Genomic DNA, 18,111 nt, shown 5'->3' on the forward strand with positions numbered 1-18,111 from the left:
CTCCTATTCGACGAGGTCGCGGGTGCGACTCGTGCGCCACTGCAGGTAGGTGAAGGCGAGGGAGACGAGCAGGATGACGACTCCGAGCGCGGCGCCGTAGCCCTGCTCGCGCACCTGGAAGCCGTTGCGGTAGGCGTAGGTGCCGAGCACGGAGGTGGAGAAGCCGGGCCCGCCGCCGGTCATCACGAAGACGATGTCGAAGACCTGGAACGAGGCGATCACGTTCATGATCAGCAGGAAGAACGTCGACGGGCCGACCAGCGGCACCGTCAGCGAGCGGAACTGCTGCCAGCGGGTGGCGCCGTCGATCCGCGCCGCCTCGTAGAGCTCGGGCGAGACGCCCTGGAGGCCGGCGATGTAGATGACCATGTTGAAGCCGATCCGCAGCCAGACCGCGGTGAGCATCACCGAGATCATCGCGGCGGTGCCGTCGGACTGCCAGGAGACGGGGGAGCCGCCGATCGAGGAGAGGACCTTGTTGACGATGCCGGAGGACTCGCTGAAGATCGTGACCGCGATCATGCCGGAGGCGACTCCGGAGATGACCAGCGGCAGCACGATGATCGTGCGGAAGATCCCGCGGGCCGGCAGCACCGAGTTGAGCAGCACCGCCAGCCCGAGCCCGCCGAGCAGCTCCAGCGGGACCGTCACCGCGGTGAAGACCAGCGTGTTGCCGAGGCTCTGCCAGAACACCGGGTCCGCGCCCATCCGCGCGTAGTTGGCGAGGCCGACCCACTCCGGGGTGCCGAATCCGCGCGACTCCTGGAACGACAGCTGGATCGCCCAGAGGATCGGCACGAACAGGAACAGCGCCATCAGCAGCAGGTTCGGGCCGACGAAGCCGAGGCCCGCGAGCGCCTCGCGGGTGCGGGCGGTGCGGCGCCGGCGCGGCGGCGACCCGCGGAGGGGGACGGCGGTCATCAGCTCGTGGCCTGCGCGATCGCGTCGCCCAGGCCGGTCAGCGTCTCCTCGGTGCTGCGGCCGCCGACGAACGCCTCCTCGAGCTGGTCCTGCATCGCGACGGCGATCTGCGCGAGGAACGGGGAGGTGAGCTGCTGCACGTCGCGCGGGGTGATCGTGGCGGCCTGCTCGACGAAGACGGGCATCACGTCGGCGCGGACCGCGAAGTCGATCGAGGCGGGGTCGATGTCGCTGCGGGTCGGCAGCTCGTTGGTGGCGGCGCAGAACTCGGCCATGTTCTCGGCCTCGGTCATGAAGGAGAGGAACTCGGCCGCCAGGTCGGGGTTGTCGGTCTCGGCGGTGGCCACGAGGGCGTTGCCGCCGAGGTCGGTCGCGCCGCGGGCGTCGACGGGCATCGGGGTGGCGGTCCACTCGAAGTCGGCGAGATTGTCGACGTCCGGCACGAGGAACGAGCCGACGAAGGACATCGCGACGCTCTGCTCGGTGAAGAAGGAGTCGGCGTAGGTGGCGGACTTGACCGAGCTGGTCGGCGGGACCCAGTCGTTCTCGAAGAAGCTCTTGGTGAAGTCGAGAGCCTTGGCGCCGGCCTCGGAGTCGATGGCGGGCGTGGTGCCGTCCTCCTCGAGCAGGGCGCCGTCGGCCTCGAACAGCCAGCTCAGCCAGCGCGGGGTGCCGCCGAGCTGCCAGTTGGCGGCGAACGGGTACTGCTCGGCGGGGAGCGAGGCGCGCAGCTTCGCGGAGACGTCGGCGAACTCCTCCCAGGTCCAGGCGTCGGCGGCCGTGGTGGGGATGTCGGTGACACCGGCGGCGGCGAGCAGCTGGGTGTTGACCAGCAGGGCCGAGACGTCGGTCTGGTGCGGGACACCGTAGGGGGTGCCCTCGAACGAGACGGCCTCCTGGAAGGCGGGTGTGAAGGAGTCGAACTCGTCGATGCGGTCGGTCAGGTCGAGCAGCTGGCCCTGGCTGGAGTAGACGCCGAGGTTGCCGTAGTCGACGCGGAACACGTCGGGCGCCTCGCCCGAGCTGAGCTGCGCGTCGATGTTGCTGAACATCTGGTCGTAGGGGACGACGTTGAGCTCGACGCTCGCGCCGTCGTTCGCGGCCTCGAAGTCGGTGATCAGCGACTCGAAGGCCGCCTGCTCCGATTCGCTGGCCCAGGTGGTGAAGGTGATGGAGTCGCCGTCGGCCGAGGAGCCGCCGCCGCCGCCGAAGCCGCTGCAGGCGGTGAGGGCGAGGGTGGAGGCTGCGAGGGCGGCGAGGGGGAGGAGTCGTCTGCGCATGAGGGGCGGTTCCTTCTTCTACGGGTGCTGTGTGCTGTGGATGCTGGTGCTGGGGTGGTTCCGGTGCTGCGGGGTGGGTCTAGGCGGCCGGCCGGCCGAGCCGGTCGAGGGCGGTCTCGACGAGCGAGACCAGGCCGTGCGGGCCGAGCTGGCCCTCGAGGAGCAGTCGCCGCTCCTCCTCCTCGGCCGGCGTCCGAGCCGGGTCGAGCGAGCGGAGGACGGTGGTCGCGACGTCCTCGACCGCGCGGACGCAGCCGAAGCGGGCGATCCGCTCGTCGTCGATCAGGGTCTCGCCGTAGCCGGCCCGGAAGGCGCGGCGCTGGGCGTCGGTGATCGGACGGGCGAAGATCACGCCCAGCTCGACCAGCAGGAGGTCGACCTCGCGGGGAGCGACCGTGGCCTCGTCGAAGTCGATCAGCCAGGGGGTGCCGTGCTCGTCGATCACCACGTTGCCGGGGTGCGGGTCGCCGTGCACGGGGACGCGCGCGGTCGGCGTGCGCGAGCGCTTCAGGCGCCGCTCGGCGCCGACGAGGGCCTGCAGGCGGTCGCGGAGCTCGGGGGTCAGGTGCTCGTCGACCTCGGCGAGCAGTGCGGCGGGCGGGCGCGGCGCGCGGCGGATGCCCCGGCGCGGCGGGACGGTGGCGGTGGGCGGAGCGGAGTCGTGGACTCCGCGCAGGACAGCGCCGAACTCCTCCCAGGGCAGTGCGTCCTCGCCGGAGTCGACCGCGTCGTCGCCGACGATCCACGGGGCGAGCGAGACGAGGAGGCCGGAGTCCTCGGTCCAGGGGCGGCCGTCGCGGGCGCGGGTGGGCGCGGCGATGCCGGGCGCCCGCGCGTCGCCGAGGGCGGCTGCGAGGGCGAGGCCGAAGCGGCCGTCGCGGCGGGAGGCCTTCACGCTCCACGGGGCACCGGTGTCGTCGGTCGCGAACCAGACCTGAGCGCCGTGATCGAGGCCGCCGATGATCGGCACGAAGTCGACCAGGCACACGCCGAAGTCGCGCTCGACGACGGTCCGCGCCCAGGCGCTGCGCTCGTCGATCGTGTCCATCCCGCCCATCGTCGCGCGAGAGTCGTCCCCTGAACACGTACTTGCGCATTCGCCGGATGTGCTGTGCAGGTTCTCACGCGCGGCTCCCCGTCGTGCTGGTCGAGTAGCCCCGCAGGGGCGTATCGAGACCCGCCGTCGGCAGCGGAGCCGGTCTGCCGGCTCTTGTTCTGGCGGTGGGGGATCTCGATACGCCCGCTTCGCGGGCTACTCGATCAGCATGAGCACGGCAGCCGTTCAGCTGATGTCGTGCGCTGAGCTGCTGGCCGCCGCGGCCGGCAGGATCACGCGGAAGCGCGCTCCGGCGGCGCCGGGCAGGCAGACGAGGTCGCCGCCGAGGGCGCGCGCGAGGCCGCGGGCGATGGGGAGGCCGAGGCCCGAGCCGCCGTCCGCGCGGTTGCGGGCGTCGTCGAGGCGGACGAGCCGGTCGAAGACGCGGTCGCGGTCGGCCTCGGGGACGCCGGGGCCGTCGTCGTCGACCGTCACGGTGACCCGGCCGTCGACGTGCGCGAGCGTGACGTCGATCCGGGAGCGGGCGAAGCGGGCGGCGTTCTCGAGCAGGTTGCCGACGATCTGGCCGAGCCGGTCGGCATCGGCGTGCACGGGCGGCGCAGCGGTGTCGCGGTGCAGGACGATCTCGGGGCCGGGGCCGGGGCCGGGGCCGGAGCCGGGGCCGTCGCCGCGCAGCAGCTGCCGCTCGATCGCGGCGGCCGCCACCGCGCCGGCGTCCAGCGGCCGGGCGTCGAGCGCGAGTCCCTCGTCGAGCCGCGCCATCAGCAGCATGTCCTGGATGAGCCGACCGGCGCGCAGCGATTCGCGGACCACGTGCACCGACAGCCGTTCGCGCTCCTCCTCGGTGCCGTCGGCGCGGACCAGGGCGTCGGCCGCCGCCTGGATGCCGGCGACCGGGGTGCGCAGCTCGTGCGCCGCGTCCGAGACGAAGGCGCGCATCCGGCGCTCGGCGGCCAGGGCCGACTGCTCGGCCTGCTCGAGGTCGTCGAGCATCTCGTCGAACGCCGTGGCCGTGCGGCCGAGCTCGGTGCCCGGCCGCGAGGGGCGCAGGCGCCGGCCGCGGTCGCCGTGCGCGATCGAGCGGGCGACGGTGGTCATCCGCTCGAGCGGGCGCAGGGTCGCGCGGACCACCAGGACGAGGGCGCCGGCGGCGAGCAGCAGGAACACGGCCGAGGCGCCGAGCAGGATCCCGTTCAGCGACGCGAGGGTCGAGCCCACCGAGCCCGCCTCGCTGCTGAGCGTCAGGACGGTGCCGTCGCTGAGGACGGACTGCAGGGTGATCAGCCCGTCGTCGCCGGAGACGCTGCTCGAGGCGACGGTGACGGTGGCGTCGCGGGGCGTGGGCACGGCGGCACCGGTGCTCCCGGGCGGGCTCGGCGGCTCGCCCAGCTGGTCCGCCACTCCCGGCCCCTGGCGCAGCTGCTCGGGGCTCGGGCCGGCGACGACCTCCTCGCCGTCGGGGCTCTGGATCCGCACCGCGACGCCCTGCGCGGAGAGCCGCGAGGCGAGCTCGTCGTCGGCGATCGTGCCGACGAGGGCCGCGGCCGCGGAGGCGCGATCGGCCAGGCGCTCCTCGATCTGGTCGCGGAGGCGCTCGCCGAGCACGACCTGCACCGTCGCGGACAGCGCCAGCAGCAGCACCGCCAGCAGGGCGAGCACGGCGAGGACGGTGCGCAGGCGCAGGGATCCGGTGCGCAGCGGGGCGGAGGCGGGGCGCGCGGCGGGGGTGCCTGCGGGGGCGGTGCCTCCGGCGGCGGTGCCTGCGGCGGTGCCTGCGGCGTCCGCGCCTGCGGCGGTGCCTGCGGCGTCCGCGCCTGCGGCGGTGCCTGCGGCGGTGCCTGCGGCGTCCGCGCCTGCCGGGACGCTCATGCCTCCACCCGGTAGCCGAGCCCGCGGACGGTGTGGATGAGGCGGTCGCCGTGCGCCTCCATCTTCTTGCGGAGCGAGCTGAGGTGCACCTCGACGAGGTTCGGGTCGACGTGGTCGTAGCCCCAGACCTGGGTGAGGATCTGCGTCTTGGTCAGCGTGCGGCCGCGGCTGCCCGCGAGGAACGCCAGGAGGCGGAACTCGGTGGCGGTGAGGTCGAGGGGCTCGCCGCCGCGGCGGGCGCGGCCGGCGTCGGGGTCGACGACCAGGTCGCCGATCTCGATGATCGAGGGGACGCGGCCGCGCCGGCGGAGCACCGCGGTGACCCGGGCGACCAGCTCGGCGAGGACGAACGGCTTGACCACGTAGTCGTCGACGCCCTCGTCGAAGCCGCGGAGCCGGTCGTCGACGGCGTCGCGCGCGGTCAGCATGATCACGGCCGCATCGCTGGTGCGCCGGATCCGCTCGGCGAGCACGATCCCGCTCGGGCCGGGCAGCATCCAGTCGAGCACGACCAGGTCGGGCGCGAAGTCGGCGAGCTCGCGGGCGAGGTCCTCGCCGGTCGGCAGGGCGCGCACCGAGTAGCGCTCGCCGCGGAGGGCGGCCTCGACGGAGGAGCGGATGGCGTCGTCGTCCTCGACGAGGAGCACGCGGGCGGAGGGGAGCATGCTCCGACCGTAGGGGGCGCGGATCGGCGTCGACCGCCACTCCGCTGGGGAGCCTCTGTTCTTAAGGACCGCTTCAGATTCGGCTCGGAATCTGAAATGGAACCGGCCGCAACCGCTCCCGAACGGGAACGGCACCGGGCCGGACCGAGGAGACTCCCATGAGCAAGACCCCCGACAGCCGCACCCCCGGGACCCAGGGCTCGGGCTTCGGCCCGCGCCGCCCCCGGACCCGCGCGATCGCGCTCTGCATCGCCGCCGGCGCCCTCGGCTTCGCCGCGATCGGCTCGACCGCCGCCTTCGCCGACTCGGCTCCCACCTCCGGCCCGACGAGCACGATCGAGACCACGCCGGTCGCGACGGCCAGTGCGACGCCGACCCCTGACTCCAGCGACGCGCCGACCCTCACCGGCCCGGCCTCGACCGGCCCGGCCGCCTGCGGACCCGCGGGCGCCGGACTGCCGAAGCCTCCGGCGCCCGGTGCGGACGGCGCGATGCCGACCCCGCCGGCTGCGCCCGCCGACGGCGAGGCTCCGACGCCTCCCGCGGCTCCTGCTGACGGCGAGGCGCCCACGCCTCCGGCTGCTCCTGCTGACGGCGAGGCGCCCACGCCTCCCGCGGACGGCTCGATGCCGACCCCGCCGGCGGCACCCGCTGATGGCGAGGCGCCGACCCCTCCCGCGGCCCCCGCTGACGGCGAGACCCCGACCCCGCAGGCTGCCCCCGCTGACGGCGAGGCGCCCACGCCTCCGGCTGCTCCCGCCGACGGCGAGATGCCGACCCCGCCCGCCGCCCCTGCCGACGGCGAGGCGCCCACGCCTCCGGCCGCGCCCGCGGACGGCGCAACCGCGACCCCGCCCGCCGACGGAGTGCTCCCGACCCCGCCCGCGGCGCCCGCGGACGGCGACGCCGTGACGCCGCCGACCCCGCCGGCCGCGCCCGCGGGCGACTGCGAGCTCCCGACGCCGCCGGCCGACGGCTCCGCGCCGACCCCGCCCGCGCCGCCGGCCGCCGGTGAGGCCCCCGCCGGTCCCGCGCGCCCCGGCACCGGCCCCGCCGCCGGGGACGCTCCCGACGCCCCGAGCGACACCGCCACCCCCGAGGAGTCGGACGCCCCCTCCGGCAGCTGACCCCCCGGTCCGCACCTCCGGCTCGCGGAACGACCTCCGGCTCGCGGAACGACCTCCGGCTCGCGGAACGACCTCCGGCTCGTCGGAATCCACGGATTCGACGAGCCGGAGGTGTTTCCGCGTGCCGGAGGTTCCGGCCGTCTCGCGGGCCTCCCACTTCGCTGATCGAGTTGCCCGCGGGGCGGGCGTATCGAGATCCACCGGCGACAGCAGGGGGAGTCTGCCGGCCCGCCCTGCTGAGAACGGTGGGTCTCGATACGCCGCGTCCCGCGGCTACTCGACCGGCAAGAAGGCGGTCCACTCGCGCGAGTCGGCGCCCTCGAGTGGACGTGTGGGGGGCCTGCTCGATCTTCTGGGCCCGTTGCGGGTTGGTCGGCGAACTCGTGCTGATCGAGTAGGCCGCGCAGCTGGTGCATCGAGATCCTCGTGCCCGGACGGGCGAGTCTCGATACGCCGCGTCCCGCGGCTGCTCGACCAGCAGGCAGGGGCGGGCGAGTGGACCTGGAACGGGGCCCGGTGGGAGCGCATCGCCCGATGCGCGTCCGTTCGCGCGGGCGAGCATCGGCGAGTGGACGCGTACAGGGCCCCGCTCGATGCACAGGGCCCGTCGCGGGTCCGTTGGAGTACTCCTGCTGATCGAGTAGGCCGCGCAGCCGCCGTATCGAGATCCACCCGCGTCGACAGAGGAGTCTGCAGAACCATCCTGCTGAGGACGGCGGGTCTTGATACGCCGCGTACCGCGGCTACTCGACCAGCATGTGGGGCCGCGTGCCGCGGCCTGCTCGACCAGCAGAAGAGTCCTGCTGATCGAGGAGGCCGCGGAGCGGACGTCTCGAGATCCTGCGGGGTCAGCGCGCGGTGCGGCGCCTCCGGGCGAGGCCGAGCACGAGGGCTCCACCGGCGAGGAGGGACAGCGCGGCGGCCGAGAGCCAGCCGGTCTCGACGCCGGTGGAGGCGAGCGAGCCGGAGCCCGCGCCCGTCCGCGGCGGCACGGCACCCGCGGGGTGCGTCGGCGCGACCGTGGGCTGCGCGGTCGGCGCGGCGGTCGGCTCCGTCGTGGGTCCGGACGTGGGCTGCGCGGTCGGCGCGGCGGTGGGCTCCGCCGTCGGAGCGGCGGTCGGCACCGCGGTCGGCTCGGTCGTCGGCACCGGGGTCGGCGTCACCGCCGCTCCGAACACGTCCACTGCAGAGCCGAGCGACGCCAGCACCGTCTCGCCGTTCGCGTCGTCGACGCCGTCGTTGTCCGTCACCGCGAAGACCTCGCCGGCGCCGGTGATCCCCAGGCCCTCGAGCTTCTCCTGCGTCCAGCCGTTGCCGGCCTCGAGCGCGGGCAGCACGTCGACGGCGAGCGTCTTCTCCAGCACGGGGAGCTCCTCGCCGAGCGCGGCGCCCGGCCCCGTCGGCAGCGGCACCGTGTACACGGCCTTCAGCGCCGCGTCCGGACCGTTGCGCTTGTCGCGCTCGATGACCGCGAGGGTCCCGGCGGGCGTCAGCGCGATCTCGGAGAGGCCGTTCCAGTCGCCCTCGGCACCGGACGGCGCCTCCAGCGGGTAGCCGAAGAAGCTCCAGCTGCCGGCCGCGACGTCGTAGCGGCCGAGCCGCACGATCCCGTCGGCGTCGATCGACGCCTCGCGCTGCAGCGCGGTCCAGACGATCTCGCCGTCGGCGCCCGCCTCGACGGTGACGCCCTCGAAGCCCTGCGAGCCGAGCGCGTCGCCCAGCTCGGCCGGGAGCGCGATGCGCTCGAGCACGGCGGCGGAGGCGTCCAGGCGCAGGAGCGCGTTCTCGGGCCCGGTCGCGCCCTCGGTCACGGCCCAGAAGCCGCCGTCCTCGCGCGCGGCGATGCCCTCCAGATCGAGCGCGGCAGGCTCGCCCGCCTCGGTCACGGTGAGCGTGGAGTCGATCAGCGCCGGGACGACCGAGGTGTCGACGGAGTACACGGTGCTCGGCGCGTACGCGCTGTCGCTCACCGCGTAGAGGCGGTCGGCGGAGGCGGGGTCGCCCGAGAGCCCGGAGAGCGCACCCCACGGCAGCGGCGAGCCGTCGACGTCGGCCGACACGATCGTCGGGAAGGCCGGGGCGGAGGCGCCGAGTGCGTAGAGCTGCACGCTCGCGCGGACCGCGGCCTCGGCGTCGTCGGTCTCGCTGGAGACGACGAGCAGGTCGCGCTCGGGCAGGGCGAGCAGCCCCTCCGGACCGGGCGTGGACGGCAGCGCCTGCACGAGGCGCGGCGCGGTCGGGTCGGAGACGTCGTAGACCGCGACGAAGTTCGCGCGCTCGGCGCCGACGAAGACGTACGGCACGCCGTCGAAGGTCGCCGAGAGCAGGCCCTCGGGCTCGGAGCCCTTCGCATCGGAGCGCTTGTCGGGGTAGAGGCCGAGGCTGACGGCGAGGTGGTCGAAGGTGCTGCCGGCGTCCCAGACCACGGAGCCGGAGGCCGCGTCGAGGATCGACCAGCCGCGGGTGCCGCCCTTCCAGTCGCCCTCGTTCGCGATGGCGACGTGGTCGTCGCCGACCCAGCCGATCGCGTCGGGCTCGCGCGGGACGTCGGTGATCGAGTCGGTCAGCGCGATGCGGTCGTCGTCGAGGGTGTCGATCCCGGAGACGGAGGCGGTGCCGGCCGAGTAGGACGCGGTGACGGTGCGGGTCGCCAGGTCGAGGATCGCGACGGCGTTGTTCTCCTGCAGGGTCACCGCGACGGCGGTGTCGGCCGGGTTGATCGAGACGTACTCGGGCTCCGGGTCGCTCGGGGTGTCGAGGCCCGCGAGGCCGGTGAGCGCGATGTGCTCGGCGACCCAGGCGGACGGGTCGGCGGTGAGGTCCATCACGACGAGCTCGCCGGCGGGGGCCTGCGGGAGGTCGCCCTCCTCGGCGCCCTCGGGGGTGAACTCCTCGTCGCGCTGGTTCTCGATCGCGATGACGGCGAGGTCGCCGGCGGTGGTGACGTCGATGGAGTCGGGCTGGCCGCCGAGCTCGATCGTCGCGACCGGGGCGAGGTCGCTCGCGTGCAGCACGCTGACGTGGCCGGAGGGATTCGCGAAGTCGCCGTCGGAGGTGTCGACGACCGCGAGGACGTACTCGCCGGTCGCGTAGACCGAGGTTGGCTCGCCGCCGACGCCGACGCCGCCGAGGGGCTTCGGCGCGTCGGGGTCGCTGATGTCGAGGACGTTGATCCGCTGGCCCGCGGAGTCGGTGGAGTAGACCAGGCGGCCGTCGGGGGAGGCGCTCGAGATCTCGGCGACAGCGGAGTCGACGGCCGGGTCGGCGGCGTTGAGGTACGCCGGCACCGTCGCGATGCGGGTGAAGAAGGAGTCGCCGGCGGCGGCGGCGGGCAGTGCGGCGCCGAGCGTGCAGCTCGCGAGGACGAGGGTGAATGCGGCGCCGGCGGTGCGGCGGGGGGCGAAGTGACGGGGCACGGGTCTCCTGAGCGGGTTCGAAGGAACCCGCCCACGCTGGCCGCCGCAGGTGAACGCGGCGGCGCGCGCAGGTGTCCGGCGGGCGAACGCCCGGGGGACGCCCGCCTCGACAATGAGGACTCTGCGACCCGCACTGTCGGTGACGGTGGGTCTCGATACGCCCCTGCCGCGGCTGCTCGACCAGCATGGCCGAGTGGACGCGGGACGGGGTCCGACCGAAGCGCTGCGCCCGATGCGCGTCCACTCGCACGGGTCGGCGCTCGCGACTGGACGCGCGTCGGGGACTGCTCGGGGCTCGAGCCCCGTTGCGGGTCCGTCGGCGAGTACCTGCTGATCGAGGAGGCCGCGCACCGGTCGTCTCGAGATCCGCGGGGTCAGCGGGCCGCGAGGCCCGCCGCCGCCGAGCCCCAGCCGGCGAGGGCCGCGCGCACGCGGTCGTCGCGCGCGAGGCCCAGCGCCTCGGCGTAGCCCTCCTCGAGGACGTCGTCGATGCGGACGCGCGCGCCCGTCTCGGAGGAGCGCACCGCCGCCTCGACCATCGCGAGGCTCCGCACGTTCGCGTGCACCTCGCCGGAGGGCACGGTGCCGGAGCCGAGCACGCGCACGAACTCGGCGAGCGAGCCCGCGATCTCCTGCGGGCCGGGCTCGAGCGTCGCGGTCCGCACCTCCTCCGACTCGCGCGCCTGCCACGAGGGGGCGCCGTCGCCGTCCCAGTGCGCGGTGCCGCCCGCGCCGTTCACGCGCCAGTCGCCGTTCCAGGACGTCTCGAGCCCGTCGGCGCACCAGCTGCCGGTGTAGCTGAAGCGGACGCCGTCGGCGAACTCGAAGACGGCGCTCGCCGCGGCGCCGTCGGCGTACCAGCTCCAGCCCGGGTTGTACTCCTCGCAGTAGACGGCGATCGGGTCGCGGTCGAGCACGTAGCGCGCCGCGTCGAACGCGTGGATCGCCATGTCGACGAGCAGCACGTGCGGCATCTCCTCGCGGAAGCCGCCGAAGTGCGGGGCCTTGGCGAAGAGGACCGACGCGGTGCCCAGCTGCCCGAGCCCGGCGACCTGCTCGCGGAAGGCGGCGATCGCGGGGTAGTAGCGCCGAGACTGGCTCGTCATCAGCAGCCGCCCGGCGACCTCGCTCGTCGCGGCGAGGATCAGCGACTCGGCGATGGTCGGCGCGATCGGCTTCTCCGAGAGCACCGGCAGCCCGGCGAAGAGCGCCTCGCTGCTCACCGGCAGGTGCGCGCGCGGCACGGTCACGTTGACGACCGCGTCGGCGCCGGAGCGCGCGGCGACCTCGGCGACGGAGCTGCCGACCGCGATCGGGGCGACCCCCTCCTCCTCGGCGGCCCGCTCGGCGAGCTCGACGTCGAGGTCGACGAGGCCGACCAGCTCGGCGTCGGGGTGGTCGCGGATGGTGCGGATCCACGCGCGCCCCATGGCGCCCGCTCCGACCTGGACGAGACGGACGGTCATCGGACGAGCGCTCCCCGGTAGTCCTCGCCGGCGAAGAACTCGCCGGACTCGTAGCGCTGCAGCACCGGGAGCGAGCGCTCGGGCCGGTCGGAGCGCGCCCACTCGACGCCGTTCGCGATCACGCGGCGCACGTCCGGGTGGTGGTAGACGGGGAAGTCCTGGTCGCCGGGCGAGAAGAAGAAGATCCGGCCGTGGCCGCGCTTCCAGGTCATCCCGGAGCGGAACACCTCGCCGCCGGAGAAGGTGGAGAGGAAGACCAGCTCGTCGGGCGCGGGGACGTCGAAGAACTCGCCGTACATCTCCTGCTGCGGGATCGTGAACGGATGCGGCACGCCCTGGGCGATGGGGTGGGTCGGGTCGACGGTCCAGACGATCTCGCGGTCCTCGGCCGAGCGCCAGCGCAGCGTGCAGGTGGTGCCCATCAGCTTGCCGAAGATCTTCGACCAGTGGCCGGAGTGCAGGACGACGAGCCCCATGCCGGAGAGGACGTGGCGCTGCACCCGCTCGACGATCTCGTCGGCGACGGCGTCGTGCGCCATGTGGCCCCACCAGACCAGCACGTCGGTGCCGGCGAGGACCTCCTCGGTGAGGCCGTGCTCGGACTCGTCGAGCGTGGTGGTCGAGACGGTCGCGCGCTCGCCGAGGTTCTCGGTGATGCCGGCGGCGATCGTGGTGTGCATGCCGTCGGGGTAGATCGCGCGGACCTTCTCCTCGATCTGCTCGTGGCGGTTCTCGCCCCAGACGAGGACGCGGAGGGGGGCTGCGGGTGTGGTCACGGGTGATCCTTCTTCGTCGGAGGTGTCGAGGCGCCGGAGCGGCGGTTAAGCGCTTTACCGGCGCGTGCTCCTAGACTGCGGGACATCGCGCCCCCGCGTCAACCGCATCGGGCGCGGCACCCGGGAGGAGACGGCATGGCGACCATGCAGGACGTCGCGCGCCGCGCGGGCGTGTCGATCGCGACCGTCTCCTTCGTCGTCAACGCCACCAAGCCGGTCTCGCCCGAGACCGCCGCCCGGGTCCGCGAGGCGATGCGCGAGCTCGGCTACCGCCCGCACGCCCTCGCCCGCGCGCTGGCCCGACGGCGCTCGATGATGATCGCGATCGTCTACCCGCTGGTGCCCTCGCGCCCGCTGAACACCGCGACGACCTTCCTCGCCGGCGCCGCCGAGGCCGCCGCCGAGAACGGCTACTCGATCGTGCTCTGGCCCACCGTCGGCGGCTCGGAGAAGCTCGCCGATCTGCGCGCCGACGGGCTGCTCGACGGCGTCGTGCTGATGCAGGTGACCTCGGAGGACCAGCGGGTCGCGATCCTGCGCGACTCCGGCACCCCGTTCGCCCTGCTCGGCCGCACCCGCGACCCCTCCGCGCTCGACTGGGTCGACATCGACTTCGAGGGCATGGTCGAGGAGGCGCTCGAGCGCCTGGCCGCGCAGGGGCACCGCCGTATCGCGCTCGTGCTCGGACCGGAGGGCGGCGCCGACTTCGGCCCCTATGCGCGCACGCGGGAGGCCTTCGAGGGCGCCGCCGCTGCGCAGGGCCTGTCCACGGTCCTGCTCCACTGCGAGGAGACGCCGGCCGGCGGGCGCGCGCTGGCCCGCTCGCTCGACCCGGAGGCGGCCACGGCGGTCCTGGTGATCAACGGCGGAGCGGCGGTCGGCTTCGCGCACGAGCTGCGCCACCGCGGCGTGCGGGTGCCGGAGGACCTCTCGATCGTGCTGCTCGCCTCCGATCCCGACGTGGCCGACCTCGCGGATCCGGCGCTCGACGTGCTGGTCGCCCCGGGCCACGCCCTCGGGCGCCGCGGGGTGGAGGCGCTGCTCGCCCGCCTCGCCGACCCCGCCGCGCCGCTGCTGCAGGAGCGCATCGGCGGCCCCTGGCGCCCGGGCGGCTCGGTCGCGGGGCCGCGGGGGTGACCCGCGCCGCTGCTCCCGCCCGGCCGACCAGCGGTCAGTTCCGCGTCCGGTACGCGTGCGGCGTCAGTCCGTGGATCCGCTTGAACTGCCGCGCGAAGTAGAAGGAGTCGTCGTAGCCGGCGGCCGCGGCGACCTCGGCGATCGGCCGCTCCGTCATGTCGAGCAGCTCCCGCGCCCGCGCCATCCGCAGCTCCGTCCGGTAGCGCAGCACCGGCATCCCGAACCGGCGGCGGAAGAGCGCCGCGAAGTGCGACGGGCTCAGACGCGCCATCGACGCGAGCTCCGCGACCTCGATGCTCTCGGTGAGGTGATCGCGGAGGAACTGGGCGGCGCGCTCCAGTGCGGTGCTGCGCGCGTCGCCCGGCGGGCGGTCCGAGGCGAGGACCGCCATCAGATGCCAGGCGGCCCCCGATGCGGCGAGCAGGCTGTTCGTCGTCGCATCGCGCTCCAGGTGCGTGATCACCGCCGAGATCAGCGCGACCGCGGCGTACACGTCGGACAGGGTCCGGACCGGAGCGTCGGCCGTCGCGCGCGCCGCCCGCAGGAACTCGGGCAGATCGCTGCCGGTGAGGTGCAGCCACCAGAGCGTCCACGGGTCCTCGTCGTCGGCTCCGTAGGCGTGCGGCTCGCCGGGCGGCAGGAGGACGACCTGCCCGGCGGTCACGGCGAAGGCGCCGGCCGCCGTCGTGCACCAGCCCGAGCCCCGGGTGCAGACCAGGACGACGGCGTCGGCGATGGGCCGGCTCCGCACCCGCCCGTGCGAGCGCGCCTCGGGGAAGTGGCCGCAGTCGGTGACGAGGAGGTGCGCCGTCCCCGGCTGCGTCAGCGCCTCCCGCACTCGGGGGCGGGGGAGCACGTGCATGGTCTCTCCCGGGAACCCTGCGCCGATGGTCATCCGGAGAGCTTGCCCTCGGATCAGCGTTCTGTCCAGATCTTCCACCGGATGCGACCTGCGCCGCGCCGTCGGTCCGGCCTTGACTGGGCGTCATGCGCAATGACAACGCTGCCATTCTCGAGCCCGGAACCGGTCGAACGTCCAGGACCGACCCGCCTCCGCCGGAGGACGTGGACTCGAACGACGAGCTGTTCCTCCTCGGCCGCGACCTCGAGGAGCGCCCCCGTGCCGCCTGCGTGCCGGAGCACTACTGGGAGGAGGCCGTCTGGCGGGATCCGGGCGACGTCCGCTGTCTCGTCGCGCTCGCGCGGACGCTGACCGACGCCGCTCGCTTCGACGAGGCGGAGCGCCGTCTCCGCTCCGCGATCGCGCGGCTGACCTCCCGCGGCGCGCGACCGGCCGACTCCGAGGCGCACTACCGGCTGGGAGTGCTCCTCGGGCGGCAGGGGCGGGCGGACGAGGCGGTCGAGCCCCTCGGCACAGCGTGGAGGACGGCGGCCTGGCGGATCCCGGCCGGCGTCGCGCTCGCGCAGCTGCACGCCGCGGGGGATCGCCCGGCGGAGGCCGAGCGGGTGCTGCGCGAGGTGCTCGCGACCGACGCGCAGCACGCGCGGGCGACGGCCCTGCTCGTCACCGTGCTCCGCCGGACCGGGCGGGAGGAGGAGTCGACGGCGCTGCTGCGGGGACTGCTCGACCGGGACCCGCTCGACCCGTGGGCCCGCGACCTCGCCGGCCGGCCGCTCCCCGACGACGCCGCCGTCCTGATCGACACGGCGCTGGAGTACCGGGCGGCGGGGCTGCCGGACGACGCCCTGCGACTGCTCGCCCTCGCGGCCGCCGCGCAGGAGCGGACCCCGTCCGGGCGGATCGGGGCGCCGGCGCAGTACCACGCCGCGCTCCTGCACGAGCGCGAGGGCCGGACGGCTGAGGCGCAGGCCGCGCGTCTCGCGGCGCACGATGCTCCGATCGAGCGCGGCCGGGCTCTCCGTCTCGAGGACGTCGAGGCGCTCGAGGCGGCGGACCCCGACGACACCACCGCCCGCTTCCTCCTCGGCGACTGGTACGACGGGAAGGGCCGGATCGAGGACGCCTTCGCCGCCCGGTGGTTCGTCGCGGCCCACGATGCGAGGGCCCGCGTGCGGGTGCTCGCCCTGCGCGACCTCGGGGTCGCGTCCTGCGCCGCGTACGGCGATCCGGAGGCGGCGCTCGCCTACTTCGAGCACGCGCGGTCGATCGCGCCCGGCGACGCGCAGCTCCTCGCCGAGTACGACCGGCTCCGCGCGCACCTCGGGCACGAGGGGAGGCTCGCCCTGCTCGAGGAGAACGAGGCCGTCGTCCTCGAGCGCGACGACCTGACCCTCGAGTACGCGGCGCTGCTCGTCGAGGCGGGCCGGGCCGGGTGCGCCCAGCGGCTGCTGCTGGGGCAAAGGTTCGAGCCGGGGGAGGCTCGCGACGGTCGCGGGCTCGACGGTCGCGGGCTCGACGGTCGCGTTCTCGAAGGCCGCGTACTCGAGGTCTGGGACGCGACGATGATCGCGCTCGCCGACGCCTCCTCGCCGACCGACGCCCTCACCTTCCTCTGCGCCGCGCTCGCCCCGCCCGCGTGCCTGGGCGAGGTGCGCCCTCCGCTCGACGGCACCGCGGACCTCCTGCTCCGCCGAGGCGACGCGCGCTCGCGGCTCGGCGACGACGCCGGCGCCCGCGACGACTGGGACGCGGCGGCGGGCCTCACCGACGACGCGGTGACGGCTCCGCGCTTCGACGCGCAGACGGTCTCCGCGATCCGAGCGCTGCAGCACCTCGGCCGCGCGGCGGAGGCGGCCCGGCTGACGGCCGCCTTCGCGCAGTGGATCGAGGAGGAGCACCGTATCCCCGCGTCCGACGACTGGTCCCGCGCCGACCCGCTCTTCCCGCGCGACCCGCAGACCGACAAGGACGCGCAGCTGGCGCACTACCGCGCGCAACTCGCGGCGCTCGCCGAGGACGAGCTCCGAGTTGACCGCTGAGGCGGCGCCCGTCATCCGGCTCCGTCGGACGAGAAGCGCTGCCCGAGCGCGTCGTGACGACATCCCTTGGGAAGCGCACCCGGCTCGCGTCCCTGACGTCGAGTGGACCCCGAACGGGGCCTGCTTCCGTCGCAGAGCCCCGTCCGCGTCCATTCGTCGCGTCGCTCGCCGGCGACTGGACGGCTGACGGGGTCCGCTGGCCGGCTGAGGCCCGGTTCGCGTCCAGTCATGCTGATCGAGTAGCGCGTGCAGCGCGCGTGTCGAGATCCGCCCACCGTCGAGACAGCGGCCTGCAGAACCGCCCGCGTCAGTCGACAGCGGAGCTCACCCGGATCGCCCGCGCGCTCGGTCTGTCGAAGCCGTCGGAGGTGGGGACGACGGCGCAGCGTCTCGACACCGTCCGCGGGATCATCGACCGCGGAAAGCTCTACGGGTTCCGCCACCGGGCGATCGAGGCGTCGCTGACGAGCGAGTGGCCGCGAGTGGAGTGAGGCGCGCGGCGGTCCCGCTCAGCCCGCGTGCGGGAGCAGCACCTCCACCAGGCCGTCGGTGACGCGCGTCTCGAAGCGCGGCTGCGGCGAGGTGGCCGGGCCGCGGACGACCTCGCCGGTCTCGAGCGAGAAGGCGCTCGCGTGCCAGGGGCAGCTGATGCAGGCGTCGGCACCGGTGCCGCCGAGCTCGCCCTCGTCGAGGGGGCCGGAGAGGTGGCTGCAGACGTTCGAGAGCACGTCGACGCGGTCGCCGCGGCGGACGGCGAGCAGCGGGGTCTCGGCGACGGTCTTCTTCACGGGGGTGCTCTCGGGCAGCTCGGCGAGCGGTCCGAGGGTCTGCCAGCCGGTGGGGAAGCGGTGCGGGACGTCCTCCGTGTGATTCGCGCCCGCCGCCTGCCGGTAGCTGAGGTGGCCGCCGAGGTAGCCGCCGCCGGAGACGACGGCGAGGCCGAGCATGCCGAGCGCCTTCCCGCTCGCCTGCCGTCCGCGCACGCGCTGGACGAAGGACGCGGTGTAGAGGACGGTTCCGGCCACGTTGGCCGCCGCGTGGACGAGCCCGACCCGCTTCTGCTGCTCGTGCAGCTCGGACCAGTCGGTGTAGCCCGCGGCGGCGGTGGGCAGCACGCTGACCACGCCCAGGGCGATCAGGGTGCGAGCGGCGCGCTCGTTGCCGGGCAGCAGGTCCAGGACCGCCGCCGACACCCACGCGCCGGTGGGCACGAGCACGAGCAGCGGATGCACCGGGTGCCCGATCGGGACGCCGTGCAGCACGTCGCGCACGGGCTGCGGGCGGATGACCGCGTCGACCACCTTCTTGACCCGGTCGACGAGCGGATCGAGGGCGGCCACGTTCTCGAGACGGCTGACGAGACGGACGAGTTTCACTTCGCGCATGTCCCAGAGCACCGCGTACCCGGGGACCCCGACAAGGGGGTTGCGATCCTGGGGCGCCCGTCGATCGCCCGCCCGCGACGATCCTCCCTGGGAGGTGACGCGTCCCTTCGA

General features: G+C 74.7%; 13 protein-coding genes and 1 pseudogene. 4 read left to right on the forward strand and 10 right to left on the reverse strand.

What is annotated here, in order from left to right; all coding sequences use genetic code 11:
• Positions 1 to 3 precede the first annotated feature (3 nt).
• From HRK28_RS08730 to HRK28_RS08750, 5 genes are all read right to left on the reverse strand, one after another.
• Complete coding sequence (locus tag HRK28_RS08730) at positions 4 to 921, reverse strand: carbohydrate ABC transporter permease (RefSeq protein ID WP_173251127.1); 918 nt, start codon at positions 919 to 921, stop codon at positions 4 to 6.
• The gene (locus HRK28_RS08735; protein ID WP_173251128.1) at positions 921 to 2,201 is read right to left on the reverse strand and encodes a sugar ABC transporter substrate-binding protein; all 1,281 of its coding nucleotides are present in this window, start codon (positions 2,199 to 2,201) and stop codon (positions 921 to 923) included. Before HRK28_RS08735 ends, HRK28_RS08730 begins: the two co-directional genes overlap by 1 nt.
• A gap of 79 nt (positions 2,202 to 2,280) precedes the next feature.
• Positions 2,281 to 3,249 carry a phosphotransferase family protein gene (locus HRK28_RS08740; protein WP_173251129.1) on the reverse strand — a complete coding sequence of 323 codons (969 nt, stop codon included), beginning with the start codon at positions 3,247 to 3,249 and terminating at the stop codon, positions 2,281 to 2,283.
• Between the two features lie 234 nt (positions 3,250 to 3,483).
• Positions 3,484 to 5,127: a HAMP domain-containing sensor histidine kinase gene (locus HRK28_RS08745; RefSeq protein ID WP_173251130.1), complete on the reverse strand. Its 1,644-nt coding sequence runs from the start codon at positions 5,125 to 5,127 to the stop codon at positions 3,484 to 3,486.
• Positions 5,124 to 5,792, reverse strand: a complete 669-nt coding sequence (locus HRK28_RS08750; RefSeq protein WP_173251131.1) for a response regulator transcription factor — start codon at positions 5,790 to 5,792, stop codon at positions 5,124 to 5,126. The genes HRK28_RS08745 and HRK28_RS08750 overlap by 4 nt, the downstream gene beginning before the upstream one ends.
• Before the next feature lie 158 nt (positions 5,793 to 5,950).
• On the opposite strand from HRK28_RS08750, the gene HRK28_RS08755 reads away from it, so the two are divergent.
• Complete coding sequence (locus HRK28_RS08755) at positions 5,951 to 6,919, forward strand: hypothetical protein (RefSeq protein WP_173251023.1); 969 nt, start codon at positions 5,951 to 5,953, stop codon at positions 6,917 to 6,919.
• 1,247 nt (positions 6,920 to 8,166) lie between these two features.
• Here HRK28_RS08755 and HRK28_RS08765 read toward each other — a convergent pair.
• From HRK28_RS08765 to HRK28_RS08775, 3 genes and pseudogenes are all read right to left on the reverse strand, one after another.
• Positions 8,167 to 9,744, reverse strand: a pseudogene (locus tag HRK28_RS08765) (esterase-like activity of phytase family protein); the annotation flags it as partial.
• A 965-nt stretch (positions 9,745 to 10,709) separates the two neighbouring features.
• Positions 10,710 to 11,801, reverse strand: coding sequence for a Gfo/Idh/MocA family protein (locus HRK28_RS08770; RefSeq protein WP_173251132.1), 1,092 nt, complete (start codon positions 11,799 to 11,801; stop codon positions 10,710 to 10,712).
• Positions 11,798 to 12,577 carry a ThuA domain-containing protein gene (locus HRK28_RS08775; protein ID WP_173251133.1) on the reverse strand — a complete coding sequence of 260 codons (780 nt, stop codon included), beginning with the start codon at positions 12,575 to 12,577 and terminating at the stop codon, positions 11,798 to 11,800. The genes HRK28_RS08770 and HRK28_RS08775 overlap by 4 nt, the downstream gene beginning before the upstream one ends.
• Before the next feature lie 135 nt (positions 12,578 to 12,712).
• On the opposite strand from HRK28_RS08775, the gene HRK28_RS08780 reads away from it, so the two are divergent.
• Positions 12,713 to 13,714 carry a LacI family DNA-binding transcriptional regulator gene (locus HRK28_RS08780; RefSeq protein ID WP_173251134.1) on the forward strand — a complete coding sequence of 334 codons (1,002 nt, stop codon included), beginning with the start codon at positions 12,713 to 12,715 and terminating at the stop codon, positions 13,712 to 13,714.
• 34 nt (positions 13,715 to 13,748) lie between these two features.
• Here the strand turns inward: HRK28_RS08780 and HRK28_RS08785 are convergent, their stop codons facing one another.
• Positions 13,749 to 14,609, reverse strand: a complete 861-nt coding sequence (locus HRK28_RS08785; protein WP_217274621.1) for a helix-turn-helix domain-containing protein — start codon at positions 14,607 to 14,609, stop codon at positions 13,749 to 13,751.
• Positions 14,610 to 14,779: 170 nt separating this feature from the next.
• Between HRK28_RS08785 and HRK28_RS08790 the strand changes: the two genes are divergently transcribed.
• The gene (locus tag HRK28_RS08790) at positions 14,780 to 16,615 is read left to right on the forward strand and encodes a tetratricopeptide repeat protein (RefSeq protein WP_173251135.1); all 1,836 of its coding nucleotides are present in this window, start codon (positions 14,780 to 14,782) and stop codon (positions 16,613 to 16,615) included.
• Positions 16,616 to 16,872: 257 nt separating this feature from the next.
• Positions 16,873 to 17,106: a hypothetical protein gene (locus tag HRK28_RS08795; protein ID WP_254304721.1), complete on the forward strand. Its 234-nt coding sequence runs from the start codon at positions 16,873 to 16,875 to the stop codon at positions 17,104 to 17,106.
• A gap of 18 nt (positions 17,107 to 17,124) precedes the next feature.
• Here HRK28_RS08795 and HRK28_RS08800 read toward each other — a convergent pair whose 3' ends face one another.
• On the reverse strand, positions 17,125 to 18,000 hold the full coding sequence (locus HRK28_RS08800; RefSeq protein WP_173251136.1) for a Rieske 2Fe-2S domain-containing protein: 876 nt from the start codon (positions 17,998 to 18,000) through the stop codon (positions 17,125 to 17,127).
• Positions 18,001 to 18,111 lie beyond the last annotated feature (111 nt).

Source organism: Rathayibacter sp. VKM Ac-2835 (assembly GCF_013266705.1).
Lineage (GTDB): Bacteria > Actinomycetota > Actinomycetes > Actinomycetales > Microbacteriaceae > Rathayibacter.